The organism is Nostoc sp., assembly GCF_036919615.1.
GTDB lineage: Bacteria > Cyanobacteriota > Cyanobacteriia > Cyanobacteriales > Nostocaceae > Nostoc.
Genome location: NZ_JBALCN010000001.1, coordinates 42,323 through 66,363 on the forward strand (window position 1 = coordinate 42,323; position 24,041 = coordinate 66,363).

General features: G+C 43.1%; 20 protein-coding genes, 1 tRNA gene and 1 pseudogene. 16 read left to right on the forward strand and 6 right to left on the reverse strand.

Annotated features, from left to right (window positions below; translation table 11 throughout):
• Positions 1 to 372 precede the first annotated feature (372 nt).
• Together V7K48_RS00205 and V7K48_RS00210 are read left to right on the forward strand one after the other, a co-directional pair.
• The gene (locus V7K48_RS00205) at positions 373 to 699 is read left to right on the forward strand and encodes a DUF433 domain-containing protein (RefSeq protein ID WP_335068472.1); all 327 of its coding nucleotides are present in this window, start codon (positions 373 to 375) and stop codon (positions 697 to 699) included.
• Positions 700 to 1,510: 811 nt separating this feature from the next.
• Complete coding sequence (locus V7K48_RS00210; RefSeq protein WP_335068474.1) at positions 1,511 to 2,761, forward strand: serine/threonine-protein kinase; 1,251 nt, start codon at positions 1,511 to 1,513, stop codon at positions 2,759 to 2,761.
• Between the two features lie 505 nt (positions 2,762 to 3,266).
• On the opposite strand, the gene V7K48_RS00215 is transcribed toward V7K48_RS00210, so the two are convergent.
• Positions 3,267 to 4,175, reverse strand: a complete 909-nt coding sequence (locus V7K48_RS00215; protein ID WP_335068476.1) for a c-type heme family protein — start codon at positions 4,173 to 4,175, stop codon at positions 3,267 to 3,269.
• A 446-nt stretch (positions 4,176 to 4,621) separates the two neighbouring features.
• Between V7K48_RS00215 and V7K48_RS00220 the strand changes: the two genes are divergently transcribed.
• Complete coding sequence (locus V7K48_RS00220) at positions 4,622 to 6,511, forward strand: serine/threonine-protein kinase (RefSeq protein WP_335068478.1); 1,890 nt, start codon at positions 4,622 to 4,624, stop codon at positions 6,509 to 6,511.
• A gap of 151 nt (positions 6,512 to 6,662) precedes the next feature.
• Positions 6,663 to 7,556 carry an SDH family Clp fold serine proteinase gene (locus V7K48_RS00225; protein ID WP_335068480.1) on the forward strand — a complete coding sequence of 298 codons (894 nt, stop codon included), beginning with the start codon at positions 6,663 to 6,665 and terminating at the stop codon, positions 7,554 to 7,556.
• A gap of 31 nt (positions 7,557 to 7,587) precedes the next feature.
• Here V7K48_RS00225 and V7K48_RS00230 read toward each other — a convergent pair whose 3' ends face one another.
• Complete coding sequence (locus V7K48_RS00230) at positions 7,588 to 8,325, reverse strand: peptidoglycan-binding domain-containing protein (protein ID WP_335068482.1); 738 nt, start codon at positions 8,323 to 8,325, stop codon at positions 7,588 to 7,590.
• Positions 8,326 to 9,208: 883 nt separating this feature from the next.
• On the opposite strand from V7K48_RS00230, the gene V7K48_RS00235 reads away from it, so the two are divergent.
• The 7 genes from V7K48_RS00235 to V7K48_RS00265 all read left to right on the forward strand — a co-directional run bounded on the left by V7K48_RS00235 (position 9,209) and on the right by V7K48_RS00265 (position 18,100).
• Complete coding sequence (locus V7K48_RS00235) at positions 9,209 to 10,657, forward strand: hypothetical protein (protein WP_335068484.1); 1,449 nt, start codon at positions 9,209 to 9,211, stop codon at positions 10,655 to 10,657.
• A 245-nt stretch (positions 10,658 to 10,902) separates the two neighbouring features.
• Positions 10,903 to 11,364, forward strand: coding sequence for a ribosome maturation factor RimP (gene rimP / locus V7K48_RS00240; protein ID WP_335068486.1), 462 nt, complete (start codon positions 10,903 to 10,905; stop codon positions 11,362 to 11,364).
• Positions 11,365 to 11,623: 259 nt separating this feature from the next.
• On the forward strand, positions 11,624 to 12,901 hold the full coding sequence (gene nusA / locus V7K48_RS00245) for a transcription termination factor NusA (protein ID WP_335068488.1): 1,278 nt from the start codon (positions 11,624 to 11,626) through the stop codon (positions 12,899 to 12,901).
• A gap of 148 nt (positions 12,902 to 13,049) precedes the next feature.
• Positions 13,050 to 13,319, forward strand: a complete 270-nt coding sequence (locus V7K48_RS00250) for a YlxR family protein (RefSeq protein ID WP_104905836.1) — start codon at positions 13,050 to 13,052, stop codon at positions 13,317 to 13,319.
• A 480-nt stretch (positions 13,320 to 13,799) separates the two neighbouring features.
• Positions 13,800 to 16,952: a translation initiation factor IF-2 gene (gene infB, locus V7K48_RS00255; RefSeq protein ID WP_335068490.1), complete on the forward strand. Its 3,153-nt coding sequence runs from the start codon at positions 13,800 to 13,802 to the stop codon at positions 16,950 to 16,952.
• A gap of 103 nt (positions 16,953 to 17,055) precedes the next feature.
• A complete protein-coding gene (locus tag V7K48_RS00260; RefSeq protein WP_335068492.1) occupies positions 17,056 to 17,676 on the forward strand; it encodes a low-complexity tail membrane protein in 621 nt (206 codons plus the stop codon).
• 226 nt (positions 17,677 to 17,902) lie between these two features.
• Entirely contained in the window at positions 17,903 to 18,100 is a 198-nt protein-coding gene (locus V7K48_RS00265; protein ID WP_335068494.1) for a hypothetical protein, read from the forward strand.
• 26 nt (positions 18,101 to 18,126) lie between these two features.
• On the opposite strand, the pseudogene V7K48_RS00270 reads toward V7K48_RS00265, so the two are convergent.
• A pseudogene (locus V7K48_RS00270) lies at positions 18,127 to 18,288 on the reverse strand (alpha/beta hydrolase); the annotation flags it as partial.
• 488 nt (positions 18,289 to 18,776) lie between these two features.
• Between V7K48_RS00270 and V7K48_RS00275 the strand changes: the two are divergent.
• The gene (locus V7K48_RS00275) at positions 18,777 to 20,471 is read left to right on the forward strand and encodes a DUF1565 domain-containing protein (protein ID WP_335068496.1); all 1,695 of its coding nucleotides are present in this window, start codon (positions 18,777 to 18,779) and stop codon (positions 20,469 to 20,471) included.
• Positions 20,472 to 20,683: 212 nt separating this feature from the next.
• On the opposite strand, the gene V7K48_RS00280 is transcribed toward V7K48_RS00275, so the two are convergent.
• Complete coding sequence (locus V7K48_RS00280; RefSeq protein ID WP_335068498.1) at positions 20,684 to 20,977, reverse strand: DUF3493 domain-containing protein; 294 nt, start codon at positions 20,975 to 20,977, stop codon at positions 20,684 to 20,686.
• Positions 20,978 to 21,010: 33 nt separating this feature from the next.
• On the opposite strand from V7K48_RS00280, the gene V7K48_RS00285 reads away from it, so the two are divergent.
• A tRNA-Thr gene (locus V7K48_RS00285) sits at positions 21,011 to 21,082 on the forward strand.
• Positions 21,083 to 21,342: 260 nt separating this feature from the next.
• On the opposite strand, the gene V7K48_RS00290 is transcribed toward V7K48_RS00285, so the two are convergent.
• Positions 21,343 to 21,780, reverse strand: a complete 438-nt coding sequence (locus V7K48_RS00290) for a hypothetical protein (protein WP_335068500.1) — start codon at positions 21,778 to 21,780, stop codon at positions 21,343 to 21,345.
• 162 nt (positions 21,781 to 21,942) lie between these two features.
• Here V7K48_RS00290 and V7K48_RS00295 point away from each other — a divergent pair, with 162 nt between their 5' ends.
• From V7K48_RS00295 to V7K48_RS00305, 3 genes are read left to right on the forward strand one after another with little or no spacing between them, the layout of a single operon-like run.
• Positions 21,943 to 22,371, forward strand: coding sequence for a hypothetical protein (locus tag V7K48_RS00295; protein WP_335068502.1), 429 nt, complete (start codon positions 21,943 to 21,945; stop codon positions 22,369 to 22,371).
• A gap of 48 nt (positions 22,372 to 22,419) precedes the next feature.
• Positions 22,420 to 22,629, forward strand: a complete 210-nt coding sequence (locus tag V7K48_RS00300) for a toxin-antitoxin system, antitoxin component, Xre family protein (protein ID WP_335068504.1) — start codon at positions 22,420 to 22,422, stop codon at positions 22,627 to 22,629.
• The gene (locus tag V7K48_RS00305) at positions 22,616 to 22,954 is read left to right on the forward strand and encodes a type II toxin-antitoxin system PemK/MazF family toxin (RefSeq protein WP_335068506.1); all 339 of its coding nucleotides are present in this window, start codon (positions 22,616 to 22,618) and stop codon (positions 22,952 to 22,954) included. Before V7K48_RS00300 ends, V7K48_RS00305 begins: the two co-directional genes overlap by 14 nt.
• A 36-nt stretch (positions 22,955 to 22,990) precedes the next feature.
• Here the strand turns inward: V7K48_RS00305 and V7K48_RS00310 are convergent, their stop codons facing one another.
• The gene (locus V7K48_RS00310; protein WP_335068670.1) at positions 22,991 to 24,034 is read right to left on the reverse strand and encodes a M42 family metallopeptidase; all 1,044 of its coding nucleotides are present in this window, start codon (positions 24,032 to 24,034) and stop codon (positions 22,991 to 22,993) included.
• Positions 24,035 to 24,041 lie beyond the last annotated feature (7 nt).

Below are 24,041 nucleotides of genomic sequence, written 5' to 3' on the forward strand. Positions count from 1 at the left end.
GCCAATAGATTAACTAAAAATTTGCTAAATATAGCAAATTTTTAGAGGAATGAAATTTTAAATAATACCAATTCAAAAAATATTTGCAACATATAAATCATGCTTAGGAACATAAAAACTTGTGTTGCTATAGTATTTGTTGCGTTTTTTTAAACTGATATAATAATTAAATAATTAAGGCAATTCTGTTACTTAATGTTGCTAATATTACTGAAATAAAGCGTAATTTATTTCCGTTTCAACTTGGAAATTATTAATAAAAATTTTTGAGATAATAGTTGAAAGGTATAATTTTAGACATTGACATAAAAACATGATAAAGGCGATCGCAGCACGCTTTAGGATAATTTTAGAAAGCGGAAATAATAGCCCATGAACACGCGATTGGTCGATTCACTGGTGCAGATAATTGAATCCCTCACCCCAGAAGAGCGCATTTTTTTACAAGAACAACTGAGCAGCAAGCCAATTCAAGTGACAGTTGGTGTATGCGGTGGACAGCCACGCATTCGCAACACGCGTATTCCTGTGTGGACGCTGGTTGCTTTTCGCCAACAGGGCGCAGATGAAGAAGAGTTACCGCGAAACTACCCTACCCTAACTGATGACGATCTCACAGATGCATGGGCTTATTATGAACAGCACCGCGAAGAATTAGACCAAGCAATCATCACGTTCACTGAGGACGACGATGGTTAAGCTCTACTCTAATGAGAACTTTCCAATGGATATAGTTAGACAACTGCGCCAGTTAAGCTACGCGGAACAATTAGCAGAACGTTTGCGTCAGTTAGGCGTGAATCCTGATCAACTAGATGAATTATTGTAGCTTCAGGAGTTTTTTATTGTACACAGCATAATTTTCTACTCTTGAGGAATAATTGTACCGAAAGCTTTAATAGCGGATACCAAGGCAGTTATTTAATAACAATATTTGCTCCCGGAAAGATTAACTTTTAAGAGCGATCGCAAATTCAGCACTTGAAATAAATATAATATTTCCTTCAGGAAGTCTATAGCAAGTCAGTTTTTCTGAAAAATTATGAGATCACACTATATCCTTACTCTTCCAAAGCTCAGTGCCAATTGGGTTACTAGAGGTAAGATAAGGTTCAACAGCGAATCCAAAAGGCGATGCCCAGAGTATTCGCAGATATTACCGCAGACACTAGTACCGCAAGGCGGAAGTCACTCATTCACTCATTCAAAAGTATAATGGAATGGGCTTTTTAGGGATTTTAAATGGTTGCTCTATTTAGGCTGTGGCGTACTAGTTATGTTGCGGCTGCTAAAATACTTAAATATAAGTACTATCTGAAACTACTCAGGTAAAAATTGTCTATTTAGTCAAACAAGACCATCGAAAGATTGTAGAAAAGTGTATTTCCTTGTCTTGATAGCGGTGCTAACCTCAATTTTAGGGATGTTATAAGCCTTTATCTGCTAGAGTTTCTGACTTTCAACAAACGAGAAAATTTATCAACAATAAAATCGCTAGGAGTGCGATGAGATGTCACAGTCCCCTATGACAAGTCCAGAAATAGCTGCTGGAACTCTAATCGATAACCGCTATATTATCCAAAAACTTCTAGGACAGGGAGGATTGGGGCGAACTTACTTGGCCTTTGACACTCGTCGGTTTAATGAAGCTTGTGTTCTCAAGGAGTTTGCGCCCATTGGCACAGGAGATAGTGGACTGGAACAATATCGCAACTTATTTAAAAGAGAGGCAAAAATTCTTCATCAATTGCAACATCCTCAAATTCCAAAGTTTTTGGCTTGCTTTGAAGGGGATAGTCGGTTATTTCTAGTACAAGAGTATGTTGACGGTAAAACATATTCTAGGCTGCTGGGAGAACTTCAACGTCAAGGAAGAAATTTTTCTGAAGAGGAAGTTATACAGTGGCTAAAGAATCTCCTGCCTGTTTTGGAATATGTTCATCAGCACAACATCATCCATCGAGATATTTCTCCTGATAACATCATGTTACCTGATGACAAGGATCTGCCAGTGCTGATTGATTTCGGTGTAGGCAAGCAAATTGCTGACATGAACCAGGGGAGAAGTTCCAACCACCAAGTGACCTTTGTTGGCAAAATGTCCCTTGTGGGCAAAGTGGGATATGCTCCCCGCGAACAGATTAGCTTGGGTTTATGTTCCGCCTCTAGTGACCTTTATGCTTTGGGGGTAACAGCTATTGTATTACTAACAGGTAGAGATCCATCCTTACTAATAGACCAGTACTCATTAGAATGGAACTGGCGTTATTATACCTATATTACTGATAGTTTCGCTCAACTGCTGGATCATATGTTGGCAGATAGGCCTAACAAGCGATACCAAACAGCCAGGGAAGTTCTTATAGATTTAGAGCAGATTGGAGAACCAGAAGTGGCTATGTCTCCTGCAATCATGGTTGATAATTTGCCTACCACAGTATTTAACCCGGAATTTCAGGCTATGTCGGCCATATCCCAGTCCTATAACCAACCTGGAGAAACAATTTTTAGTCCACCTAGTTCACCTGCTAGTCCGCAAATTAGGCAAATTAAACAACAACAACCTTCTCTTCAACCTGCATTTATCAAACGTTGTCAGCAAGAGTTAGCCTACCACATTGGCCCAATGGCAAATCTGGTTATGGAAGAAATATTAGCTCAAAATCCTTACATTTCATCTGACCAATTTATTGAACTCATAGCCAGAGAAATTCCTGACTTTCAAGCAGCTTTTGAATTCAAAAAAAGCTTATTTTCATAGATATTAGGACTAGCCCTTTCAAGGTGGGTGGAAATTTTAGTCCATATAATTCTTCTTTAACCTCTGATCTCTGTGTCGCGCCAGTTGCTACCCTACGGGAATGCTAAGAGCGTAGCTTGCTTCTCCGGAGGGGTACAAGTCTCTTAACCGCAGACGCTCGCAGGCTCGCTACCGCTGCGCTATCGCCCTTGGCGTCTCCCCTTCTCCCAAAGGGAGAGGCTAACGCCAAGGGAGAAGGGTGCACTGGCTTCTCTGTGCCTGGAGCGGTGAAATAAATTGCTTTTAAACCGCTCCAGGCACAGAGAGCGCTGAGAAAAATAATCTTATTTTATGAGTCACCTTGAAAGGGCTAGTCTTAAATATTTAGACACCAAGAATTTCGGGATAATTTTTAACTAGTTCTGTGGGTTGTAGTCAAGAGAGCTAATTAAAAAGGTAAGGCTTTTTGGTAAGGTCTAAATAATCATTAAAAAAATTAATTACGAATTACAAATTACGAATTACTTTAATCCCCTGTACCTCCCTGAGTGCGTTTGATTCTTTTCATTGCCATTTCTAAACTTAACTGCATCCGTTTAAAGGCTTTAGCTAAATTACCAATTTCATCATTAGACATCCGCTCAAATTCAACTTCCATATGTCCGGTACTAACTTCTTCGGCTATGCGAGTCATGCGCTTGAGAGGCATAACAACTTGTCGATTCAAGAAAAAGTTGACTAACAGGATAGTCGTTATAAATATAGTTGATACAATTAGAATAATTAGTAAGGAAGACTGATTAGCTTTGTTGATAACATTATTTGCAGGTAATGTTATAATTTGAGCGCCGACAATATCATTAAGCTTCCACCCAAATCCATTAGCTGTACCATAAAGAGTAATCATACTTTGAGGTGCAACTTCAGGTGTAGTATGACACTTCAGACAGCTTTCTTCAGAAATTGGTAGCGGACGAGCAATATAAAAGATATCCCCACCAGGAATTGAGCGAAATCCACTCACTTCTTTAAGGTCTGATTTATTTCTGAACCTTTCTACAATTTCCGTCTCAAAACCGTCAGCCTTATCCCGAAGATTTGTGGGATTGAGAGTTGCTTCTTTATAAAAGAAATCACGGTAGTCTCTTGTTTTCCGTAAAATCTCAAATACCTCCCGTGCTGAATATGCAGGCACACTTTGCGGCAAAAACTCAGTTGCCAATTTATCAGCTAGCTCTGGATTCACTTGAGTATTGGTGTATTTACGAACAGAACTCATTGTTTCCATGAGCATGAGAGCAGTTGAGCTAATATCTTGTTTAGCATTTTCCCTGAGCAGAGAAGAAAGAGCTAATCCACTCAAGCTCAAACCGAATGTCAGAATTACCAGTAGCAGAATTGTAAATTTTTGTTTCAGATTCAGATTCTTTAGCATAATTTTAGATTACCTACAAGTCAAATTATTATGACAAAATATGGCTAAAGTCATCGTTTACTCTAGCATGAGCAATCAATTAAACATTTTAGTATAAAGGTATAGTTTAGCTAAAAGTATTAGGGTATACCCAACTTTATATTAGTAATTATTGAGATTAATGAAAATGTTCTCTAAGAGGATGTCTGAGAAGTATCAAATATTTGTTGATCCCCCCTAACCCCCCTTAAAAAAGGGGGAATAAGAGTCTCAAAGTCCCCCTTAAAAAGGGGGATTTAGGGGGATCTCCAAGGGTTAGGTGTATACAAAAAAACTTTTCAGACATCCTCTAACTAACTAAGTTCCAAAAAGCTATAACAGCAAAACAAAATTGAATTTCCAAAAATTCATGTTGCCTGTTCTGATCCCGTGCCAAAATAAATACCAGCAATTGTCAAATATTACTAATGGTGTGGAATGCAGGAAAGTCTTTATTCGGTGGACGCTACATTATCGAAAACCAACTAGGCGAAGGTGGAATTGGTATTACTTATCTTGCCAGAAATCAACAGAATCAACTGCGAGTGATTAAAACTCTCAAAGAAGAAATCCTGAATCACCCTGCTTGGATACTTCACCGAAACAAGTTACGGCAAGACTTCCGTGATGAAGCAGTTCGGCTGGCTGTGTGCCACCATCCTCATATAGTACAGATAGAAACCATCTTTGATGAGGGAAATTTGCCCTGCATGGTGATGGAGTACATCGAAGGCGAAGACTTAGCACAGCGCTTGAGACGGATGGGAGTGCTATCAGAAGCAGAAGCGCTGCTGTACATCCGGCAAATTGGCCAAGCTTTGACGCTAATTCACTCTAAAGGACTGCTGCATAGGGATCTCAAACCACGTAATATTATGATCCGCATTGATAAATCAGAAGCAGTGCTGATAGATTTTGGCATTGCTAGAGAATTTATTCCCAATATGATTCAAAAGCATACTGTGTATCGCACTCCTGGTTTTGCCCCACCTGAGCAGTATGAATCAGAAGCGCCACGAGGAGAGTACATTGATATTTATGCCCTAGCTGCTACCTTGTATAATTTGCTTACCGCCGTTATACCGACTAGTGCAGATGATAGGCGTCACAATATTAATTTAGAACCACCACAATATTTTAATCCTAATATTAGCAATAGGGTCAATCAGGCTATTATGTGTGGCATGGATCTGGAGTCAACCTATCGTCCCCAGTCTGTGCAGGAGTGGTTGGATTTATTGGGGCCTGATACTGGGGAGGATGTAATGGCAGTATCATCTACCTTAGTGATAACGCCTAGATTTAAACCACCTCTACCTGCTGGATTAAATCAACAAAACTGGCAATGCATACAGACCCTCAAAGGTCATTCTAGTATGGTTCATGCGATCGCCATTAGCTCAGACGGGCAATTTATTGCTAGTGGCAGTAATGACATGACTATCAAACTTTGGCAACTGGGTACTGGCAAGCTAGTGCGTCAACTGGGTCGTTGGTCTTCTGGTCATTCCAGTATGGTTCATTCTGTCGTCTTTAGCCCAATCTCCTCAAAGCTTTTTTATCAAGGGGAGTCAGGCAAATCTGCGGGAATCGCAGACCAGAACTGGGGGATTTTGGCTAGCGGTAGTTGGGATAACACAATCAAATTGTGGGATGTAAACACAGGCAAAGAAATTCGTACTCTCATTGGTCATGCTAATTGGGTGAATTCCGTTGCCTTTAGTCCAAATGGCAAGTTTCTGGCTAGTGGCAGTGCTGACTGCACAATTAAACTGTGGCAGGTACACACAGGCATAGAAATCCAAACTTTCAGAGGTCATTCTGACTCAGTTTCCTCAGTCACCTACTCTCCGAGAACGCCAACAACGAATAGCAAGGATAGACAACTTTTGGCTAGTGGCAGTAATGATTACGCTATCAAACTATGGCAAGTAGACACAGGCAGAAACATTTGCACACTTAAAGGTCATTCCTTCTTTGTTAACTGTATCGTCTTCAGTCAAGATGGGGAAATTATCGCCAGTGGCAGTGCTGACAACACGATTAAACTGTGGCATGTAAATACAGGCAGAGAAATTCGTTCTCTCATTGGTCATTCTGATTCAGTTTGGTCAGTCGCCTTTAGCCAGGATGGGCAACTTCTCGCTAGTGGCAGTTGGGATAACACTATCAAACTGTGGCAAGTACACAATGGCAGAGAAATCAGCACACTTACAGGGCATTCCAACTATGTTAGATGCGTTGCCTTCAGTCCCAACGGCCAAACCCTAGTTAGCGGTGGTGATGACGATACTATCAAGATTTGGCGACGGGGATAATAAATAATTCATAATTCATAATTCATAATTCATAATTCATAATATTTTTGCTGAGTGTGGTTCGATATTTTTAAACCTAGAGATAGAACTGCGATCGCCCCAAATTTGTGACAATAATGACGGCAACCGTGATTTTTTAACCATAAATTATATGGCCTTTGGTATTGGTGATTTATTCTGGATTTTCCTCCTTCTGACTTCTTTGCAACCCCTTTGGCAAAAACGTCAAATAGAATATCGGCGCTTGCGTGCTTTACAAGAATTCCAACAGGAACGCAAAAGTCGGGTGATTTTGCTGATTCATCGCCAAGAGTCCATTAGCTTCCTGGGAATTCCTATATCTCGCTACATTACTATTGAAGACTCAGAACAAATATTGCGAGCAATTCGCCTCACACCCCCAGATGTGCCGATTGACTTAGTTTTGCATACTCCTGGTGGTTTGGTTTTGGCTACAGAACAAATCGCCAGAGCGTTAATTCGCCACCAAGCAAAGGTTACAGTCTTTGTACCCCACTACGCCATGAGTGGCGGTACTATGCTTGCCCTCGCCTCTGATGAAATTATTATGGATGCTAACGCTGTCTTAGGGCCAGTTGATCCTCAATTGGGTAATTACCCCGCAGCAAGTATCCTGAAAGTAGTTGAAGATAAACCTATCAGTGAGATTGATGACCAAACCTTAATTATGGCCGACCTCTCACGCAAAGCAATTCAGCAGGTACAGCGGTTTGTACGAACTCTGCTTAAAGACAGTATACCCAAACAAAAAGTTCTGCCAGAAAATATCGAGTCGATTATCGAAGCTTTAACAACTGGGCGCGTCACCCATGACTATCCCATTACTATTGAAGAAGCAACAGAAATGGGGCTGCCCGTAACCGTCGGACTGCCCCATTCTATTTACGATCTCATGGATCTGTACCCACAGCCACAAGGAGGGCGACCTAGTGTGCAGTATATTCCTATGCCTTACAATGACCGCCGTCCAATTCTACCTACACCCAAGGGTAGACCCTTAGAAGAACCAAATCAGTTGACTTGAGGGGCTTTAAGGTAGGAATTTTTTGTGACGACTAGGGTGTAGATGTCGGTGTAGTTGGTGTAGATGTCGGTGTAGTTGGTGTAGATGTCGGTGTAGTTGGTGTAGATGTCGGTGTATTTGGTGTAGATGTCGGTGTAGTTGGTGTAGATGTCGGTGTAGTTGGTGTAGATGTCGGTGTAGTTGGTGTAGATGTCGGTGTAGTTGGTGTAGATGTCGGTTTAGCTGTTGGTTTAGTTGTCGGTTTAGCTGTTGGTTTAGTTGTCGGTGTAGTCGTCGGTGTAGCCGCCGGCTGACTGAAGACTGTCTTTGCTTCTTCATTCAGCTTTTGGCGGAGTGCTAAATTAGCAATTCCAGTTTCTTGCAACTGATATTTCTTCTGATACTCCTTCACCACTTCTTCCGTGCGGGAACCATAAAAATGATCGCGCGGGAGGGGAGGATTTGGCTTCAGCACTGCATTCAAATTTCTGTGCAGGATTTGAACGATATTAGCAGCAAAATCTTGGGTTTTTGGCCCTGCTATCCCATCAACTGGTTTTAACTTATAGCCCGTCTGAAATTCACGAATTGCCTTTTTAGTTTCCTCATCCCTCAAAGCACTATTTGTTACCTTGACGTTATAGCCTAACCCCCGCAATACAGCACGGAATTGCTGGGGTGTATAACTTTTTTGAGAAGCTGCGAAACCTGTGTCTGCAATTACTAAACTAGCAGTTACCAGGCAAGTAACAGCAAAGGTTGCGCTTGATTTTCCAAACCCACACCACATACTTAAAAACTCCTTTGGGTTAAATCAGCAGGATTATAAATGTTAACAGATGCATTTTAAGTTTGTTTAATAACTTTTTTCACGATTATTTAATGATTTTTGAATATTTTGTAATTTTTTTTGTCAAATTAACCAAAATTATAAAAACTAATTTATGTCATCTATCAAAAGAAGTATCTTGTATTAGCAGAAATATAGCGGTTATCATTTGAATCGAATACACTCCTTGAAGACTAAATTACAGTAGGGGCGCACAGATGTCATTTGTGTCAACTTAGAGCCAGGGCGAATGGAATTCGTACGCCAGTTGCTCATAGGGGAAACTCCCTTCTCTACGAGAGGCTACACCAACGCGTAGCCTCTCGTAGAGAAGACCGCGCTGGCTCCCCAACATACTGGCTTGGCTATATAAACGTTCGCCCTTGGCGTTCCTGTTGGCGTAGCCTCTGGTGAGAAGGGTAGTTCGCCTGCGCGAACTAAGGAAAAATTGAGGGTTTTAAACCCACGGAGGTGGGTTTTGACTGTGTAAACGCGGTTTTTAACCACCCTTTTAAGGGACTTCCAGATAAAAAAATATCCCAAAACTGACGCAAAAACCCTCTATTTCTCCTCTCTGTGTTGCGCCAGTTGCTACCCTGCGGGAACGCTAAGAGCGAACAAGTCTCTTAACCCGCCCAACGCACTGGCTTCTCTGTGTCTGGAGTGGTAGCCTGCGGCAAGCCACTGCGTGTCTACGTTTATTTGGATAATTTATTTCTTGGAAATCCCTAACTGGGGTCTACTGAACTGCAAATTGCTGTAATTGCTTGGAAAGAGCTGAAAATTAATAAATCAAAGAGCTTATATTCCAAATTTACCTAAAATGTATAATATATGACCAAACATGAAAAATATAAAATCTTCTAAGCAGCAGAATTTTTGGTTTGAAAAATTTATGGCAATTACTGCCACCGTAAATTTAGGATTAGTTTTGTTTGATTTAAGTTACGTACCTTGGCGGGATTTCTACTTGCGAAAAGTTCCCCAAATTATTCAAATTTATGATCCAATAAAAGGTATTGAACCCTATCGAGACACGGAAAAATATCTAAAAACAGTAAAGGCATTAGAAGAACAAGTCAGCCAAACCGGGTTACAGTCGCCTCAGGTAAATAGCAGGCTAGAAGAAATAAGGCGTCTGAGCAACGAGATGATTGACACTAACCCGTTTGCGGGAGTGAATAAGAGTGGTAGTCTGGAAAAAATCAAAAATCGGATGCGCGATCGCATCGGTAAGGAATCTGCAAAACAGTCCTTTGGCACTTTTTGGAGTCAACCGTACTTAACCCAAAAAGGTTGGGTTCAAGAAATTAATTTTTTCAACCAGAGAATCCGCCCTTTAATTGCCTCTAACTACTACCGCCAAATCGGGGAAAATGGCGAATTTATTGATAATTTCTGGACTATTGACTTACCTTTTGTGATTTTATTTGGTGTAGAATTGCTGGGGCGTACCTTCTTGCTCAGACGCCAACATCCTGGTTTTAGTTGGTTGGAAGCAGTATTGTGGCGTTGGTACGATTTATTTTTACTACTCCCATTTTGGCGGGAGTTGCGAATCATACCTGTATTAATTCGCCTTGATCAAGCTCGGTTATTGAATCTGCATCCAGTGCGAAAGCAAATTAATCAAGGGATTGTCGCCAATTTTGCCGAAGAACTCACAGAAATTGTAGTGGTGAGGGTAATTAACCAGCTTCAGGGTTCAATTCAGCAGGGTGAGTTAACGCGCTGGCTCTCGCAACAAGAAAATTTACGTCCCTACATAGATATTAATAATGTGAATGAAGTGGAAGCGATCGCAGGTCTTTTGGTAAAAACAATTGTCTACCAAGTGCTACCCAATATCCAACCTGCGATCGTTGCTATTTTGCGGCACAATATTGAAACCGTCTTGCATCAAGTTCCCGTCTACCGCAACCTCCAGAACCTCCCTGGCGTAGGACATGCCCAAACCCAGTTAAGTGAACAATTAGCGACCCAAATCACAACTAATCTTTACAAAACTTTAGTTAGCGCTGTTGAAGACCCTGTTGGCGCAAAACTTACCAGTCAATTGGTACAAAGCTTCAGCGACGCCTTGGGAGCGGAAATAAAGGAAAAACATGTACTCTCAGAAATTCAGAGTTTACTTTTTGACTTCTTAGAAGAAATCAAACTTAATTACGTCCAGCGTTTGTCCCAAGAAGATATAGACCAAATTATCGAGCAAACCAGACAGCTACGAACACAAGTATCAGTTCCAGCAGTAGTGGATAAAGGCACTACTCTCCCAAAAATACGGGAAGGGTAGACAGAGGGGAGGCAGGGAGCAGGGAGCAGGGAGTAGGGGGAAACAAGTATAATTTTAATTTTCCCCCTTGCCCCCAGCAAGAACTGCCCCTCTACCTCTTGTGCCCAATGCCCAACGCACGACTATAAAAGAAATGCGCTAAACTCGGATTAGGCGAATCATCATTGATTCGTCACAAGACTTCTTGGAAGATATACCTATCGCAGGAAGTGGGTCGATGCCCACTTTTTTTATTGAATTCTCTCATGGCTCATCCTTTAGTTCCACAAATTATTGATTTGGCGACACCAGTAGCAGATGAATTGGGATTGGAAGTGGTTGGTGTAATTTTTCACACTAACCAAAGTCCACCAGTGTTGCGGGTAGACATTCGTAATCCTCAGCAAGACACTGGGTTAAATGATTGTGAGAGGATGAGCCGTGCTTTAGAAGCCTCCTTAGATGCTGCCCAAATCGTTCCAGATGCCTATGTCTTGGAAGTGTCCAGTCCTGGTATTTCGCGGCAACTGGTCACTGACAGGGAGTTTATTTCCTTTAAAGGATTTCCTGTCATTATCTCCACAACGCCCCCCTACGACGGACAACAAGAGTGGACTGGTCAGTTGATTCGCCGGGATGAGACAGCACTTTATTTAAACCAAAAAGGTCGTGTAGTTGAAATTCCCCGCTCCCTAATTACTAAGGTGCAGCTAGACGAGCGCCGATAAACAAAGGGCTAGGGATTAGGAGTTAGAGGCTAGAGCTGCTTGGCTCAAGGCTAGAAGTTAAGGGCTAGAGGTTATGAACTAAGGGCTAGAGATTAGGGGCTAGTGTAAAGCTATTCTCTAATTCCTAGCTCTATCTAATGCATAGTTTTTACTCCCCATTACCCCTTATCCCCAGAGGGGGCCCCACCTTCCCCATTACCCCTTATCCCTAGAGGGGGTACCAAGTTCCCCACTCCCTGATTTTTAAAGGAGATTGCTTATGTCAATGGTTACTTTACCTGGATTAAAAGAATTAATTGAAAGTATAAGTCGCGAGCGGAACTTACCTCGGCTTGCAGTTCAATCAGCTATTAGAGAAGCACTACTCAAAGGCTACGAACGTTATCGTCGTGCCCAAAATTTAGAGCGCAAACAGTTTGACGAAGATTATTTTGAGAATTTTGAAGTAGAACTCGATATTGAAGGAGAAGGATTTCGCGTTCTTTCCACCAAAACCATTGTCGAAGAAGTCAATAACACAGACCACCAGATTTCCCTAGACGAAGTTCAACAAGTAGCTACCGAAGCTCAGTTAGGGGACTCTGTGGTGCTGGATGTGACCCCCGATCAAGGAGAATTTGGTCGGATGGCGGCGATGCAAACCAAGCAGGTACTTGCACAAAAATTACGGGATCAACAGCGCCAGATGGTGCAAGAAGAGTTCCAAGATTTAGAAGGAACTGTCCTGCAATCAAGAGTCCTGCGATTTGAGCGGCAATCAGTGGTTCTGGCAGTTAGTAGTGGCTTTGGTCAGCCAGAAGTAGAAGCCGAATTACCGAAGCGCGAACAGCTGCCCAACGATAATTATCGGGCAAATGCCACCTTCAAGGTATATCTCAAAAAAGTCTCCCAAGGTCAGCAACGAGGGCCACAGTTGCTTGTGTCTCGTGCTGATGCTGGTTTGGTGGTTTATCTTTTCGCCAACGAAGTCCCAGAAATCGAAGATGAAGTGGTACGGATTGTTGCCGTAGCTAGGGAGGCAAACCCCCCCTCCCGTTATGTCGGCCCTCGGACTAAAATAGCAGTAGATACTCTTGATCGCGATGTAGACCCAGTTGGCGCTTGTATTGGAGCTAGGGGATCGCGAATTCAAGTGGTAGTCAACGAATTACGCGGTGAAAAAATAGATGTAATTCGCTGGTCACCAGACCCAGCAACATACATCGCTAATGCCTTAAGTCCAGCACGGGTGGATGAAGTCCGCCTAATGGACCCAGAAACCCGGCAAACTCACGTACTTGTGGCTGAAGATCAACTGAGTTTGGCTATCGGAAAAGAAGGACAAAACGTCCGTTTGGCAGCCCGCCTGACTGGTTGGAAAATTGACATCAAAGACAAAGCTAAGTATGACTATGCAGGAGAGGATGCTAAATTTACAGCTGTCAGAACAAAATATCAATCAGAGGAAGATGATCTTGACTTTGAGGAAGAATTAGAGGATGAAAATCAGGACGAATTAGAAGAGGAGGATAGTTTTGACAGTAACGAGGACGAGTAATCGATTAATTTTGTAAAGTTTTGATACTGTTGATTGTAGTCTCAGTCTCAAAGATTATTTTGTCAAAGGCTACTTGGTATAAGTAAAAAATAGTAGTAATAAACTTCTTTTTACACCCAAAATCCTGGACTGAGATCACATAGAACCGATGAAACCAAATTATCGGCGCTGTATTAGTTGCCGTAAAGTAGGCTCAAAAGATGAGTTTTGGCGGATTGTCCGCGTCTTTCCATCGGGAAAGGTACAATTAGATCAGGGCATGGGGCGTTCTGCCTATATTTGTCCGGAAACGAGTTGCCTACAAGCGGCTCAAAAAAAAAATAGACTAGGGCGATCGCTACATGCATCAGTGCCAGAAACACTGTACCAAAGCTTGTCGCAACGTCTAGCCCGCAGTAATACCCAAAACCAAATTTAATTGGAACAACTTTGTGACTTAATCTCTAGAGGAATTATGTCGAAGGCCGAAGTCGCGCTTTTGTCACACCCTCTGTTGATTTTTAAGGTTAGTGCCAAAATAGTAAATGGGTGTAAAAGGCATTCGGCTCTCCAATTAATGAAGAGCGAGGCAAGATTCCCAGAACAAGATGTAATCGATTGTGTTGTGGAAGACTCAGAATCAACAAAACAAGAAACTACAAAATGGCAACCTGGTAGTGCTCAGGCGCATTTCGGCGTCAAGGGTTCCTATAAAAATCTTTTATTTAAGAAATTTTTATGGGTGCCCCTTAACCATCATTCCTGGTGGGGATGCCATTGTTAAACCGAAACATCTCTCTTTCCTGATTGGAGGCACCGGCAAAAACTGAACGGCAGTCTAAAAACAGTAATCCAAGGGTGGAGATGTCGCAAACCAGGCAACCATCCGCTAAAACTGTAAATTAAAGGGGAAGAGTGGATGAACAACGGCAAAGTTAGAATCTATGAATTATCAAAGGAATTGAATTTGGATAACAAAGAGCTATTAGCAATTTGCGAGCAGCTCAACATCTCGGTCAAAAGCCATAGCAGCACAATTTCAGAATCCGAGGCAGAAAACATCCGGGCGGCAGCAGAAAAGCTAGCAGCTACGAATGTGTCGGCCAAAAAGGAACTAGGTACAACCACCAGCCATAAGCCAAATTCACCACTGAACGGCGGACATAACCGACCTGCTGCACCCCACAAACAGCAAATTTTGGAAATACGCAAACCCAAAATATTGAGAAATACTACTTCCAACGCCCCAGAGGCGTCACTTGCTACCAATACCCAAGCTGCCTTGTCTGAAGCTAATCCTCCCTCTCCTCCACGGCCTTTCGCTACACCAGTCTCACCCATGAAGCCGACGGTACCAACTCGACCTGTACCCCGAAATCAATCTGAGACTCAAGAGCAACCTACGATCATAGACTTGGAACAAACGCCTAATCCAAATCAGGCGCCGGAAAAAATAGCATCCCAAAAACCGGAAAAAATAGTTCCACCTAGACCGAAATCGGAAAAACCTCAAAAACCGCAACTAGTAGCTCCACCGGCAAGACCTGCGGCGGAAGAAGCCGAAGTGCCAGATGAGCAAGTATCTCAGGCAGACAAACCGATTCTCAAACGCGATCAACGGCTACGTTCCGTAGAAGGCGATCGCGAGCAAATTAAGCCAAAAGTTGCGAAGCTGCCAACTGACCAGTCCCCACAAGCTGCACCACAAAGAACAAGTCGTCCCACCCCTTCACCCAGCAGACCAGAGCAGAGGGGCAATAGACCATCTGCACCATCACAACTAGGAGAGGGGCAACGACCCAGGCCAGCCCGTCCAGGTGAAGCTGTAGCAGCTGCAATGCCGATCGCTACTCCACCCAGACAGATGTCAGGAATAGCGGGCAAATCTGAAGGATTGGGTGATGATCCAGTCGCACCTGATCTCCTTGATTTGAAACGCCCAAGTCCGCCTCGCCCGACCAAAGGCGGCAAAAAGTGGGTAGAAGAGGAAATCATTGACGAAGTTAAAGAGAAGGCTAAGGCTGGCGTCAAAGGCAAGCGGATCAAGCCGATACTTGATGATGAGTTTGAAGAAGATTTGCTAGATGATGACGATCTCGACGCACCAGCCACCGTCCAAGTTAGCCTTTCCATCGCCCGTCCTCCCAAACCCAAAGCAACTCGACCTGTACAGATGCCAGGCGCAACCCTTGCTAGCGCCCCAACTGCAAGAGCGAGAAAGTCTGGTTCCAAGTCTGGTTCCAGCCGTGACCATCACCAAAACCGTCGCCAAGAAGCTGAGACTAAGCGTGACCGTCCGGAAAAAGTGGTGGTAACAGGGCCGTTGACTGTGCAAGAACTGTCTGACGTTTTAGCCGTTGCCGATACAGAGATTGTAAAAATCCTGTTCCTCAAAGGCATGGCGGTGAGTATCACCCAAAATCTGGATATTCCCACAATTACCCTGGTAGGAAAAGAACTAGAAATAGAAGTCGAAACTGCCGAGCCAGAAGCAGAAGCTCGGAAAGTTACGGAAATGGTCGGCGCAGAAGACCTAGAATATCTCCACCGCCGTCCGCCAGTTGTGACAATTATGGGTCATGTAGACCACGGTAAAACAACCCTGCTCGACTCAATCCGCAAAACAAAAGTGGCGGCTGGCGAAGCTGGTGGTATTACTCAACACATCGGTGCATACCATGTGGATGTGGAACATGAGGGCAAACCGCAGCAGATAGTCTTCCTAGATACCCCCGGTCACGAAGCCTTTACAGCTATGCGGGCCCGAGGAGCGCGGGTAACAGACATTGCCGTGTTAGTAGTGGCTGCTGATGATGGTGTCCGTCCCCAAACCATTGAAGCGATTAGCCACGCCCAAGCAGCGGGAGTGCCAATTGTTGTTGCAATCAACAAAATTGACAAAGAAGGGGCACAGCCAGAGCGGGTGAAACAAGAACTCACCCAGTATGGTCTAACCGCAGAAGACTGGGGCGGGGAGACAATCATGGTTCCGGTGAGCGCTATCAGGGGTGAAAACCTAGATACGCTCTTAGAGATGATTCTGCTGGTAGCAGAGGTTGGAGAACTGTCTGCCAACCCAGATCGTTTTGCCAAAGGAACTGTGATTGAGGCACATCTGGATAAAGCCAAGGGAGCAGTTGCTACCCTACTAATTCAGAATGGCACCCTGCGTGTGGGAGATATCTTAGTAGCTGGCTCGGCTTTCGGTAAAGTCCGGGCGATGGTGGATGACAGAGGCAAGAGAGTAGACATTGCTTCTCCTTCCTTTGCTGTGGAGGTGTTGGGTTTAAGTGATGTGCCAGCAGCAGGCGACGAGTTCGAGGTCTTCCAGAACGAAAAAGAAGCCAGAGCACTCGCTAGCGATCGCGCAGACAGACAACGCTTATCCCGCCTGTTGCAAGGTCGTGTTACCCTCACAACCCTGTCGGCTCAAGCACAAGAAGGTGAGTTGAAAGAACTCAACTTGATCTTGAAGGGAGACGTACAAGGTTCTGTAGAAGCCATTGTCGGAGCGCTGAAGCAAATCCCCCAAAACGAAGTCCAAATTCGGATGCTTTTGGCTACTGCTGGGGAAATTACTGAGACAGATATCGACTTAGCAGCTGCCAGTAACGCTGTAATTATTGGCTTCAACACCACCTTCGCCAGTGGCGCCAGACAAGCCGCTGATGAAGCGGGTGTGGATGTTCGGGAATACAACGTGATTTACAAACTCCTAGAAGATATCCAAGATGCCTTGGAAGGTCTTTTGGAACCAGAGTTGGTGGAAGAACCCTTGGGTCAAACCGAAGTCCGTGCCGTCTTCCCAGTCGGTCGTGGTGCGGTTGCCGGTTGCTACGTTCAATCTGGCAAGTTAGTTCGCAACTGCAAAGTCAGGGTGCGACGCGGCGGTAAGGTGATCTTTGAAGGCGTCCTTGACTCCCTAAAACGGATGAAAGAAGATACCCGTGAGGTCAACGCCGGTTATGAATGCGGTGTCGGCATGGATAAATTCAATGATTGGGTTGAAGGTGACATCATCGAAGCCTATCAAATGGTTACCAAGCGCCGCACTCTCACCTTAACGAGATAGTGTTAAGGGTAAAATGGTTAGAAGTTAGGAATGATAAATTAGGAGTTAGGAGTTAAAGGCTGCTAATTCCTAACTCCTAACTCTTAACTCATAACTTTTTATTATGCATTCATTTCGCTCTGAACCGATTTTGTGGATTCACGTCGCTGGATTGGCGACATTGCCTGTTTTTTTAGTACTCTGCTTATTGTTTTTGTCTATAGGCGAGCCGTTTTTACCAGTCTGGATGGAGCTATTCTTAGTTGCCGCCATTGGTATTCTCCCGCTGCTATGGATGCAGTTACGTCGCCCTTTTTATATATTTGCTCTTTTAGGAATAGCCTTAAAGCCAGAAAATCTGACTGAGCGGCAGCGAAAAATTCTCTGTTTAATTAATACAAAGTTAAATCGTATCCTGGCATTAGTGGCAGCAGTATTGTCAGTTTGGGTGCTGTGGCATCTCTTCAAAATTGCCCCATTAGTCGCAAATTCAGCGAAATTTCTGCCACAATGGCGCAGCCTCGCACTATTGCTTGCCGGATTAGCCTTTTTGGGCAGTAATCTATTTTTACAAATACCTGTGAGTGTAATGCGAGTTTTGGTGACTAATGACACAGAATTCGCTGGCATAGAGCCATTATCTTTAGAAAAGATTAAGCAGGATTTCACAATTTTAGGGGTACGGGTTAATCAAATGGTGCCCCGATTGTTGCAATCCTTGTTTAGGATTAATACAGATTTATAGCAGCCCCTAAAGTTAAGTATATTATTTCACTTTAAAGGGCTACAAATAAGCAGCAGGGGAGGCAGGGGAAGCAGAAGAGGCAGAGGAGAATAATTAATAACCAATGCCCAATACAACTCTTCTCTACGAGAGGCTGCGCCAAGGAGAGGCTGCACCAACAGCAACGCTCAGTACAAGTGCTCAATGCCCAGTTACCGTTGAAGTTAAAATAAAGGAATGAGGAACTATGGCTCAAATTCCAGCTTCTAGCGATCGCCAATTTTCTGCTGATAGTAAAATTTGGTATAGCCTCAAATATGCGATCTCCACTAGTTCCGGTTTTCAACGCTGGCAACTAGAACGCGATGCTCAATTACAGGGAATTCGCTTGGAACAGCAGGTACAACGGTATTTAAGGGAAACTTTAGAAACTTTAGCTTACTAAACACCAAATAAATCTTGTCAGCTTGTTTACAAGCGATGGAGTTGACGGTATGCACCCTCCAAGCGATGCCTACGACGGTAAACTACGCCATCAACTTCCACTTTATTAGTGGGATAATTCTTAATAATTTCGATTAGCGACACCTGCCTGTCTTGAAGAGCAGAAAGTACCAAAGCGGCTTGCAAAGCCTGCCGGTCTGCTCTTCAAGACGGTGTAGAGATAACTTTACCGTGCCAATTTTAGATTTTAGACTTCGGCTACGCTCAGTCGAAGTCTAAAATCTAAAATTGATTGCCCCGTCAGAGACTCCTTCTCAAGGCAATCTCTGAAGGACTTATCTAGACAGGCTTTCAGTTAATTTGACACGTATCAGCAATGCTGTGCCCTACAGCGCGGGTCTATTTACCATCAAAGAATGATTAATAAAAACCTGAAACGACGTATTTACCTTGATACACAATATGATTGTTTTGTACAGTGCGTAAGTCCGATACTAGTAGAATTTTCTGAATAAAATAATATAACTAATGTATAAGTTCTGTGATCTATCTAGGAAATTTAGCTGAATCAGTGCTAATCATCCAGTATAGTTTTGCATGGGTTTTAGAGCAGCTACAAGGCCGCTACTTCAACCTTGTTCGACATACCGTAATTCAGCACATCACAGACGGAAAAAATGAAATATCGGGGTTTTCACATTTCTCTAGCGAAAAATTTTCGCCTTTTTTCTAGCAGTTATCTCAGATATACTTTACGCGTGGGAGCCGGACTAACGGCTTTGTTAGTTGTTTCTAGTGGGTCAATACTACTACCGCGTGAGGTTAATGCTGGTGCTACTCACCCAGAAGATATCGCCCCAACTCTCACAGCGCAAGCTCCTGCAACTGCCACAGTGATTTACGTTAATCCCGCAACTGGTGCAGATAGTGCTGGTGCTGGTACAACTTCAGCTGCACCCTACAAAAGCATCAGTTTCGCTCTCAGTCAAGCCCAACCAGGTGCAGTTATTCAATTAGCATCTGGGAACTATAACCAGGAAAGTGGCGAAACCTTCCCACTCTCGGTTAAACCAGGGGTGACATTACGGGGTGATGAAGCTAATAAAGGTCAGGGGATATTAATTACAGGTGGAGGTTCTTACACTAGTCGCACCTTTGCCAGACAGGACATTACCATCCTTGCCGAGCAAGATACCACGATCGCCGGTGTCACCGTCACCAACCCAAATAGCCGGGGTACGGCTGTGTGGGTGGAGTCAACTAATCCCATTATCAAAAACAGTACTTTTACTAACAGTGTCAGAGAGGGTGTTTTTGTCACGGGTACAGGCAATCCCAAAATTGAAGGTAACCTCTTTGTGCAAAACAAAGGCAATGGAATTTCAGTTGCTAAAGCTGCCCAAGGCGAAATCCGGAATAACTTATTTCAGGATACTGGTTTTGGTCTAGCGATCGGTGGCACTTCCACACCCCTAATTGTGGAAAACCAAATCGTCCAAAACCAAGATGGTCTTTTTATCTCAGAGTTAGCGAAGCCTGTATTGCGTAAAAATGTCATTCAGAACAATAAGCGGGATGGAGTAGTAGCAACTGTCAATGCCTTACCCGACCTTGGCACCAACGAAAATCCTGGTGGCAATCTTATCCGCAATAACACTCGTTATGACCTGAACAACGCCACCAAAACCGGTAAAATTGTCGCTGTTGGCAACGATATTGATCAAAAAAAGATTTTTGGCTCAGTAGATTTTGTTGCCGCAACTGTTAACGTACCCCCTGGAGGGCCTGTTGCCTTTAAAGATGTGCCAGCAAATTTCTGGGCAAAAACTTACATCGAAGCTTTAGCCTCCCAAAATATTATTGCTGGTTTTCCTGATGGCAGCTTTAAACCCAATGAACCTGTAACTCGCGCTCAATTTGCCACTATTGTCACTAAAGCTTTAACACCACCAGCCAAACGCCCAAGCATTAAATTTAAGGATGTAGCAAGCAATTTCTGGGCTTACGCTGCAATTCAATCTGCTTACCAGAGTCAATTTGTTTCTGGTTATCCCGATGGTAGCTTTAAACCACAGGAGCAAATTCCAAGAGTGCAGGCGTTAGTAGCTTTGGCTAATGGTTTGGGCCTAACTGCGAATAATCAAAGTGTCCTTTCCTTTTATAGCGATGCTGCCCAGATTCCTAATTATGCGATCGCTCCTGTTGCTGCTGCAACTGCCCGGCAACTAGTGATAAACTATCCCACAGCCAAGCAACTCAATCCTAATCGTCAGGCGACTAGAGCCGAAGTTGCTGCCTTTGTTTACCAGGCACTCGTAAATGCTGGACGTGCTCAACCAATTCCCTCATCCTATTTGGTAACAGTTCAGTAAATGCCTAGTTAGCAAATTGGAAGCGCTAGATTAACAAATTATCAGTCTGGCGCTTCCAATATTGTGAGTTTTATTAATTTTAGGGATCTTTAAATATAGCTGACCCCATTGGAATGTGATTGGGTTTATAAGTAATGTTGGCTGAAAACTTAAAGAATATAAAGATATATAAAAGGAAAGCAGCAAAAAAATAACAGCTAAAATTTCCTCTTTCAAGAATTAGGATTTTTATCCGATTGGGGGCGTTGTTGCCGACGCTGTTCCCAGCGCCAGAGGAAGACCATTAGGGTAACTATTCCTACTTGGAGAGCTAAACTAGGCAAAGCACTCTCAACATCCCGTCCGGCAAGCACTTGGAAAAAGAAGACAAATGCGCCAATTGAGCCAGAAGCACCGAAAGCGATGTAGATAAATTGTCGTAAGCCACGATAAGGAGCAGCTACTTCTGCTTTCAGGCTGGCATATTGTTCAGGGTTAAGGCGATTTTTGGGATTTTTATCTACCATGATTAAATCATGTTATACTCTTAGATTGTGTACGCCGATGTGGCTCAGTGGTAGAGCAGCTGATTCGTAATCAGCAGGCCGTGGGTTCAAATCCCATCATCGGCTTTGATCAAAGTATTGCTCAATAGTCAAGTTTGACATAAATTGTTGTACAGTGACTAATTATCTGTCGTTGGTGACACATTGATGTCGTTTTGACAAATTATTGTCATCAAACCTAGTAATTTGCTTCCGTATGTATTGGTGACAAATTATCAAAACAGAATTTAGGAGTCAGGAGCCAGAATGGGCTAAACCTTAGCTATCTGCTAACAGAATTGAATTCTGTGATTTAACACCCTACTCCCATTTTCAAGCTAGGTGGATTATTGCAGCAAAGGAGTTTTGCCATTACCGTTAGTTGACGCATTCGCAATTGCAGCTTGAGTAGGTTGAGTAGTAAGAACCGCTATAACTGGAGTAACTTTTGAACTAGATTGTTTACTTCGTTTTCGATTAGAGCCGCCAGCCTTGGAATACTCTACACTGCTTCTGCCGTAGACAGTTGCAACTCCACTTAGCATTCGTTCAGACATTTCGGAGAGAGCTTTATCCATCTGGGTTACTGTTTTACGCGATTCTTCTAGATTGGAAACCAGCGTATTATTAGCTTCTAACACAGCACGGGTAATGTTAATTAAGTGACTGTAAGCTTCAATGGTTAACCCATGTCCTAAATCCAGACTTTCATCAATAGATTTAAGCAAGGCGAGACGAAGTTGGGCTTTGTCAATAGCAGCAGAACCACGAGTTTTTAAAGACATAACACATCCTTTTTTAAGAATTCCTTTTTCAACATAGTGGAGTATCCTTTTGCATGAGATGGGTAGTTTTGTGGATTTATTTCATTAAAAGTTCAACGAAATAATTACGACTTTGCCTGTGTTTTTACTCATTTTTCATATCGATTTGTTGTTTGAGAATAAGTGAAATCAGCAACAGTAATCACAAAATCAACAAATGCGTACCCCGAAATAATAAATGCGATCGCCGAAATAACAAATGCGAACGCAAAAGCTATAAATGCGAACGCTAAAATAAAAAATGCGATCGCCAAATCTATAAATGCATACGCAAAAATAAAAAATGCGATCGCCAAATCTATAAATGCATACGCAAAAATAATAAATGCGATCGCTAAAATAACAATTGCAGTCGCCAAATCGATAAATGCGATCGCTAAATCTATAAACGAGATCCCATCCATCCTCTTTCTACCTGAAACTGGCAGTGGGCGATCGCTTCTTCCAGTGAAAGCCTGGAACTATCACTCAAACTCAGTTTTGCTGAAAGCTTTTAACAAATCAATACAGTTGGCGATCGCCTTCGTCGGTAGAGACAACCAAAAACTATAATTAATGCATAACGCAACCAATAAAGGCAAGGTTAGGAGAATCTAAACAATGCAGTCTGATAGCATTTCAGAGCAAAGGCTACTTGAAAAAATTCAAAAGCTACCTCCCGAACAAGTTTTGCTAGTTGAAGATTTTATTGATTCTCTTGATCAGCAAAATACAGACCATAGCCTTACCTTTGCAGCAGCAAAACTTTCTGAACCACTTCTGCTCAAAATCTGGGATAACCCTGATGATGCAGAATATGACAAACTATGAATTTGGTGATGTTATTTTAGTGCCGTTTCCCTTTACTAACCAGACTACTATTAAAAAACGTCCAGCAGTAGTTGTGAGTTCTAATAGCTATCAACGTGAACGTTCGGATTTAATATTGATAGCCATTACCAGTCAAGCGAATCCAGCCACTTCCTTTGGTGAAATCACAATTACTGGATGGCGAGTAGCTGGTCTTCTCAAACCTTCAATTATCAAACCAGTTTTGACTACCATAGATAAAGCGCTAGTGATTAAAAAGTTAGGGCGACTTGACGAGTCAGACCTTCAGGCTTTGCAAAACCTTTTTATCACTATTTTGGGTTGATATGCGATCGCTCATTCCAGTGAAAGCCTAGAATTATCACTCAAACTCAGTTTCGCAGAAAGCTTTTAACAAATCAATACAGTTAGCGATCGCTCCTAAATGAGCAATTTCATAGCCATGTGTATTTTGTGTGGGAAACGCCAAACATGCAGCACGCCCAACATGCCCAAATTTCATGGCAATTGAGGCATCACTACCAAATCCGCTCAGAGTTGTTAACTGCACTGGCATATCCAACTGCTTGGCACTATGGCGCAGTTGGCCATTTAGCCCCTCATCATATATTCCATAGGCATCTTGAGATAAAAGTACAGGACTTTCTCCATCTTTAACAGGATATTCCTCAGATAATGGACAAATTTCTAAAGCAATCAAGGCATCCAAACGCTGATTTTGGGTGAAAAATAGCGCCCCAATCGCCCCCACTTCTTCTTTAGCTGACGCTACTAGATAAACATCAACAACTGGCTGTTTCAAGTTTTGAGCCAAAGCTAGCAAAATGGCAACAGAGGCTTTGTTATCCAAAGTGTAACCAGCAATATGATCCTTTAACCGAATTGGACGCTTGCGATGTTTGCCGATTACCATTCTAGTTCCAGGTCGAATGCCAGCTACTTCTAATTCAGCAGATGTCAGCTTTGTTTCAATCCAGGCATTTTCCCACTTCAGAGTAGTATCTTCCTGCTGGACTTTTTGGGGCGATTCATGGGAAACATGGCGGGAACCAAAGCTGAGAATACCGTTGATAGTTTCGTTATCTCCTAGTAAATCTACAACACCTTCGCCATAAACCCACGGAAAAGAGCCGCCAAGTTTGCGGACTTCCACACGACCTTGATCACCAAGACTCTTGACAATTGCGCCAATTTCGTCTTTGTGTGCTGTGATGGCGATCGCTCGGTCTGGATTTTTCCCTGGAATTTTCGCAATAATATTATCGGCGCGATCGCACCATACTTCTACACCGAGCGCCGCAAATCGTTGGGTCAACAACTGGTTAATCTCAGCTTCTGCACCACTAGGAGAATGGTGCATGACCAGTTCTTCAATAGTTTCAAATAAGCGATCGTAATCCGACATCAAATCA

Bases quoted from the DNA above. Each gene is read 5' to 3' on its own strand.
- V7K48_RS00265 (WP_335068494.1), top strand. From the start codon at position 17,903: ATGGCTCAAATTCCAGCTTCTAGCGATCGCCAATTTTCTGCTGATAGT.
- V7K48_RS00275 (WP_335068496.1), top strand. From the start codon at position 18,777: ATGAAATATCGGGGTTTTCACATTTCTCTAGCGAAAAATTTTCGCCTT.
- infB (WP_335068490.1), top strand. From the start codon at position 13,800: ATGAACAACGGCAAAGTTAGAATCTATGAATTATCAAAGGAATTGAAT.
- V7K48_RS00225 (WP_335068480.1), top strand. From the start codon at position 6,663: ATGGCCTTTGGTATTGGTGATTTATTCTGGATTTTCCTCCTTCTGACT.
- V7K48_RS00310 (WP_335068670.1), bottom strand. From the start codon at position 24,034: ATGTCGGATTACGATCGCTTATTTGAAACTATTGAAGAACTGGTCATG.
- rimP (WP_335068486.1), top strand. From the start codon at position 10,903: ATGGCTCATCCTTTAGTTCCACAAATTATTGATTTGGCGACACCAGTA.
- V7K48_RS00280 (WP_335068498.1), bottom strand. From the start codon at position 20,977: ATGGTAGATAAAAATCCCAAAAATCGCCTTAACCCTGAACAATATGCC.
- V7K48_RS00250 (WP_104905836.1), top strand. From the start codon at position 13,050: ATGAAACCAAATTATCGGCGCTGTATTAGTTGCCGTAAAGTAGGCTCA.
- V7K48_RS00235 (WP_335068484.1), top strand. From the start codon at position 9,209: ATGAAAAATATAAAATCTTCTAAGCAGCAGAATTTTTGGTTTGAAAAA.
- V7K48_RS00300 (WP_335068504.1), top strand. From the start codon at position 22,420: ATGCAGTCTGATAGCATTTCAGAGCAAAGGCTACTTGAAAAAATTCAA.
- V7K48_RS00260 (WP_335068492.1), top strand. From the start codon at position 17,056: ATGCATTCATTTCGCTCTGAACCGATTTTGTGGATTCACGTCGCTGGA.
- V7K48_RS00220 (WP_335068478.1), top strand. From the start codon at position 4,622: ATGGTGTGGAATGCAGGAAAGTCTTTATTCGGTGGACGCTACATTATC.
- nusA (WP_335068488.1), top strand. From the start codon at position 11,624: ATGTCAATGGTTACTTTACCTGGATTAAAAGAATTAATTGAAAGTATA.
- V7K48_RS00205 (WP_335068472.1), top strand. From the start codon at position 373: ATGAACACGCGATTGGTCGATTCACTGGTGCAGATAATTGAATCCCTC.
- V7K48_RS00210 (WP_335068474.1), top strand. From the start codon at position 1,511: ATGTCACAGTCCCCTATGACAAGTCCAGAAATAGCTGCTGGAACTCTA.
- V7K48_RS00290 (WP_335068500.1), bottom strand. From the start codon at position 21,780: ATGTCTTTAAAAACTCGTGGTTCTGCTGCTATTGACAAAGCCCAACTT.
- V7K48_RS00215 (WP_335068476.1), bottom strand. From the start codon at position 4,175: ATGCTAAAGAATCTGAATCTGAAACAAAAATTTACAATTCTGCTACTG.
- V7K48_RS00230 (WP_335068482.1), bottom strand. From the start codon at position 8,325: ATGTGGTGTGGGTTTGGAAAATCAAGCGCAACCTTTGCTGTTACTTGC.
- V7K48_RS00305 (WP_335068506.1), top strand. From the start codon at position 22,616: ATGACAAACTATGAATTTGGTGATGTTATTTTAGTGCCGTTTCCCTTT.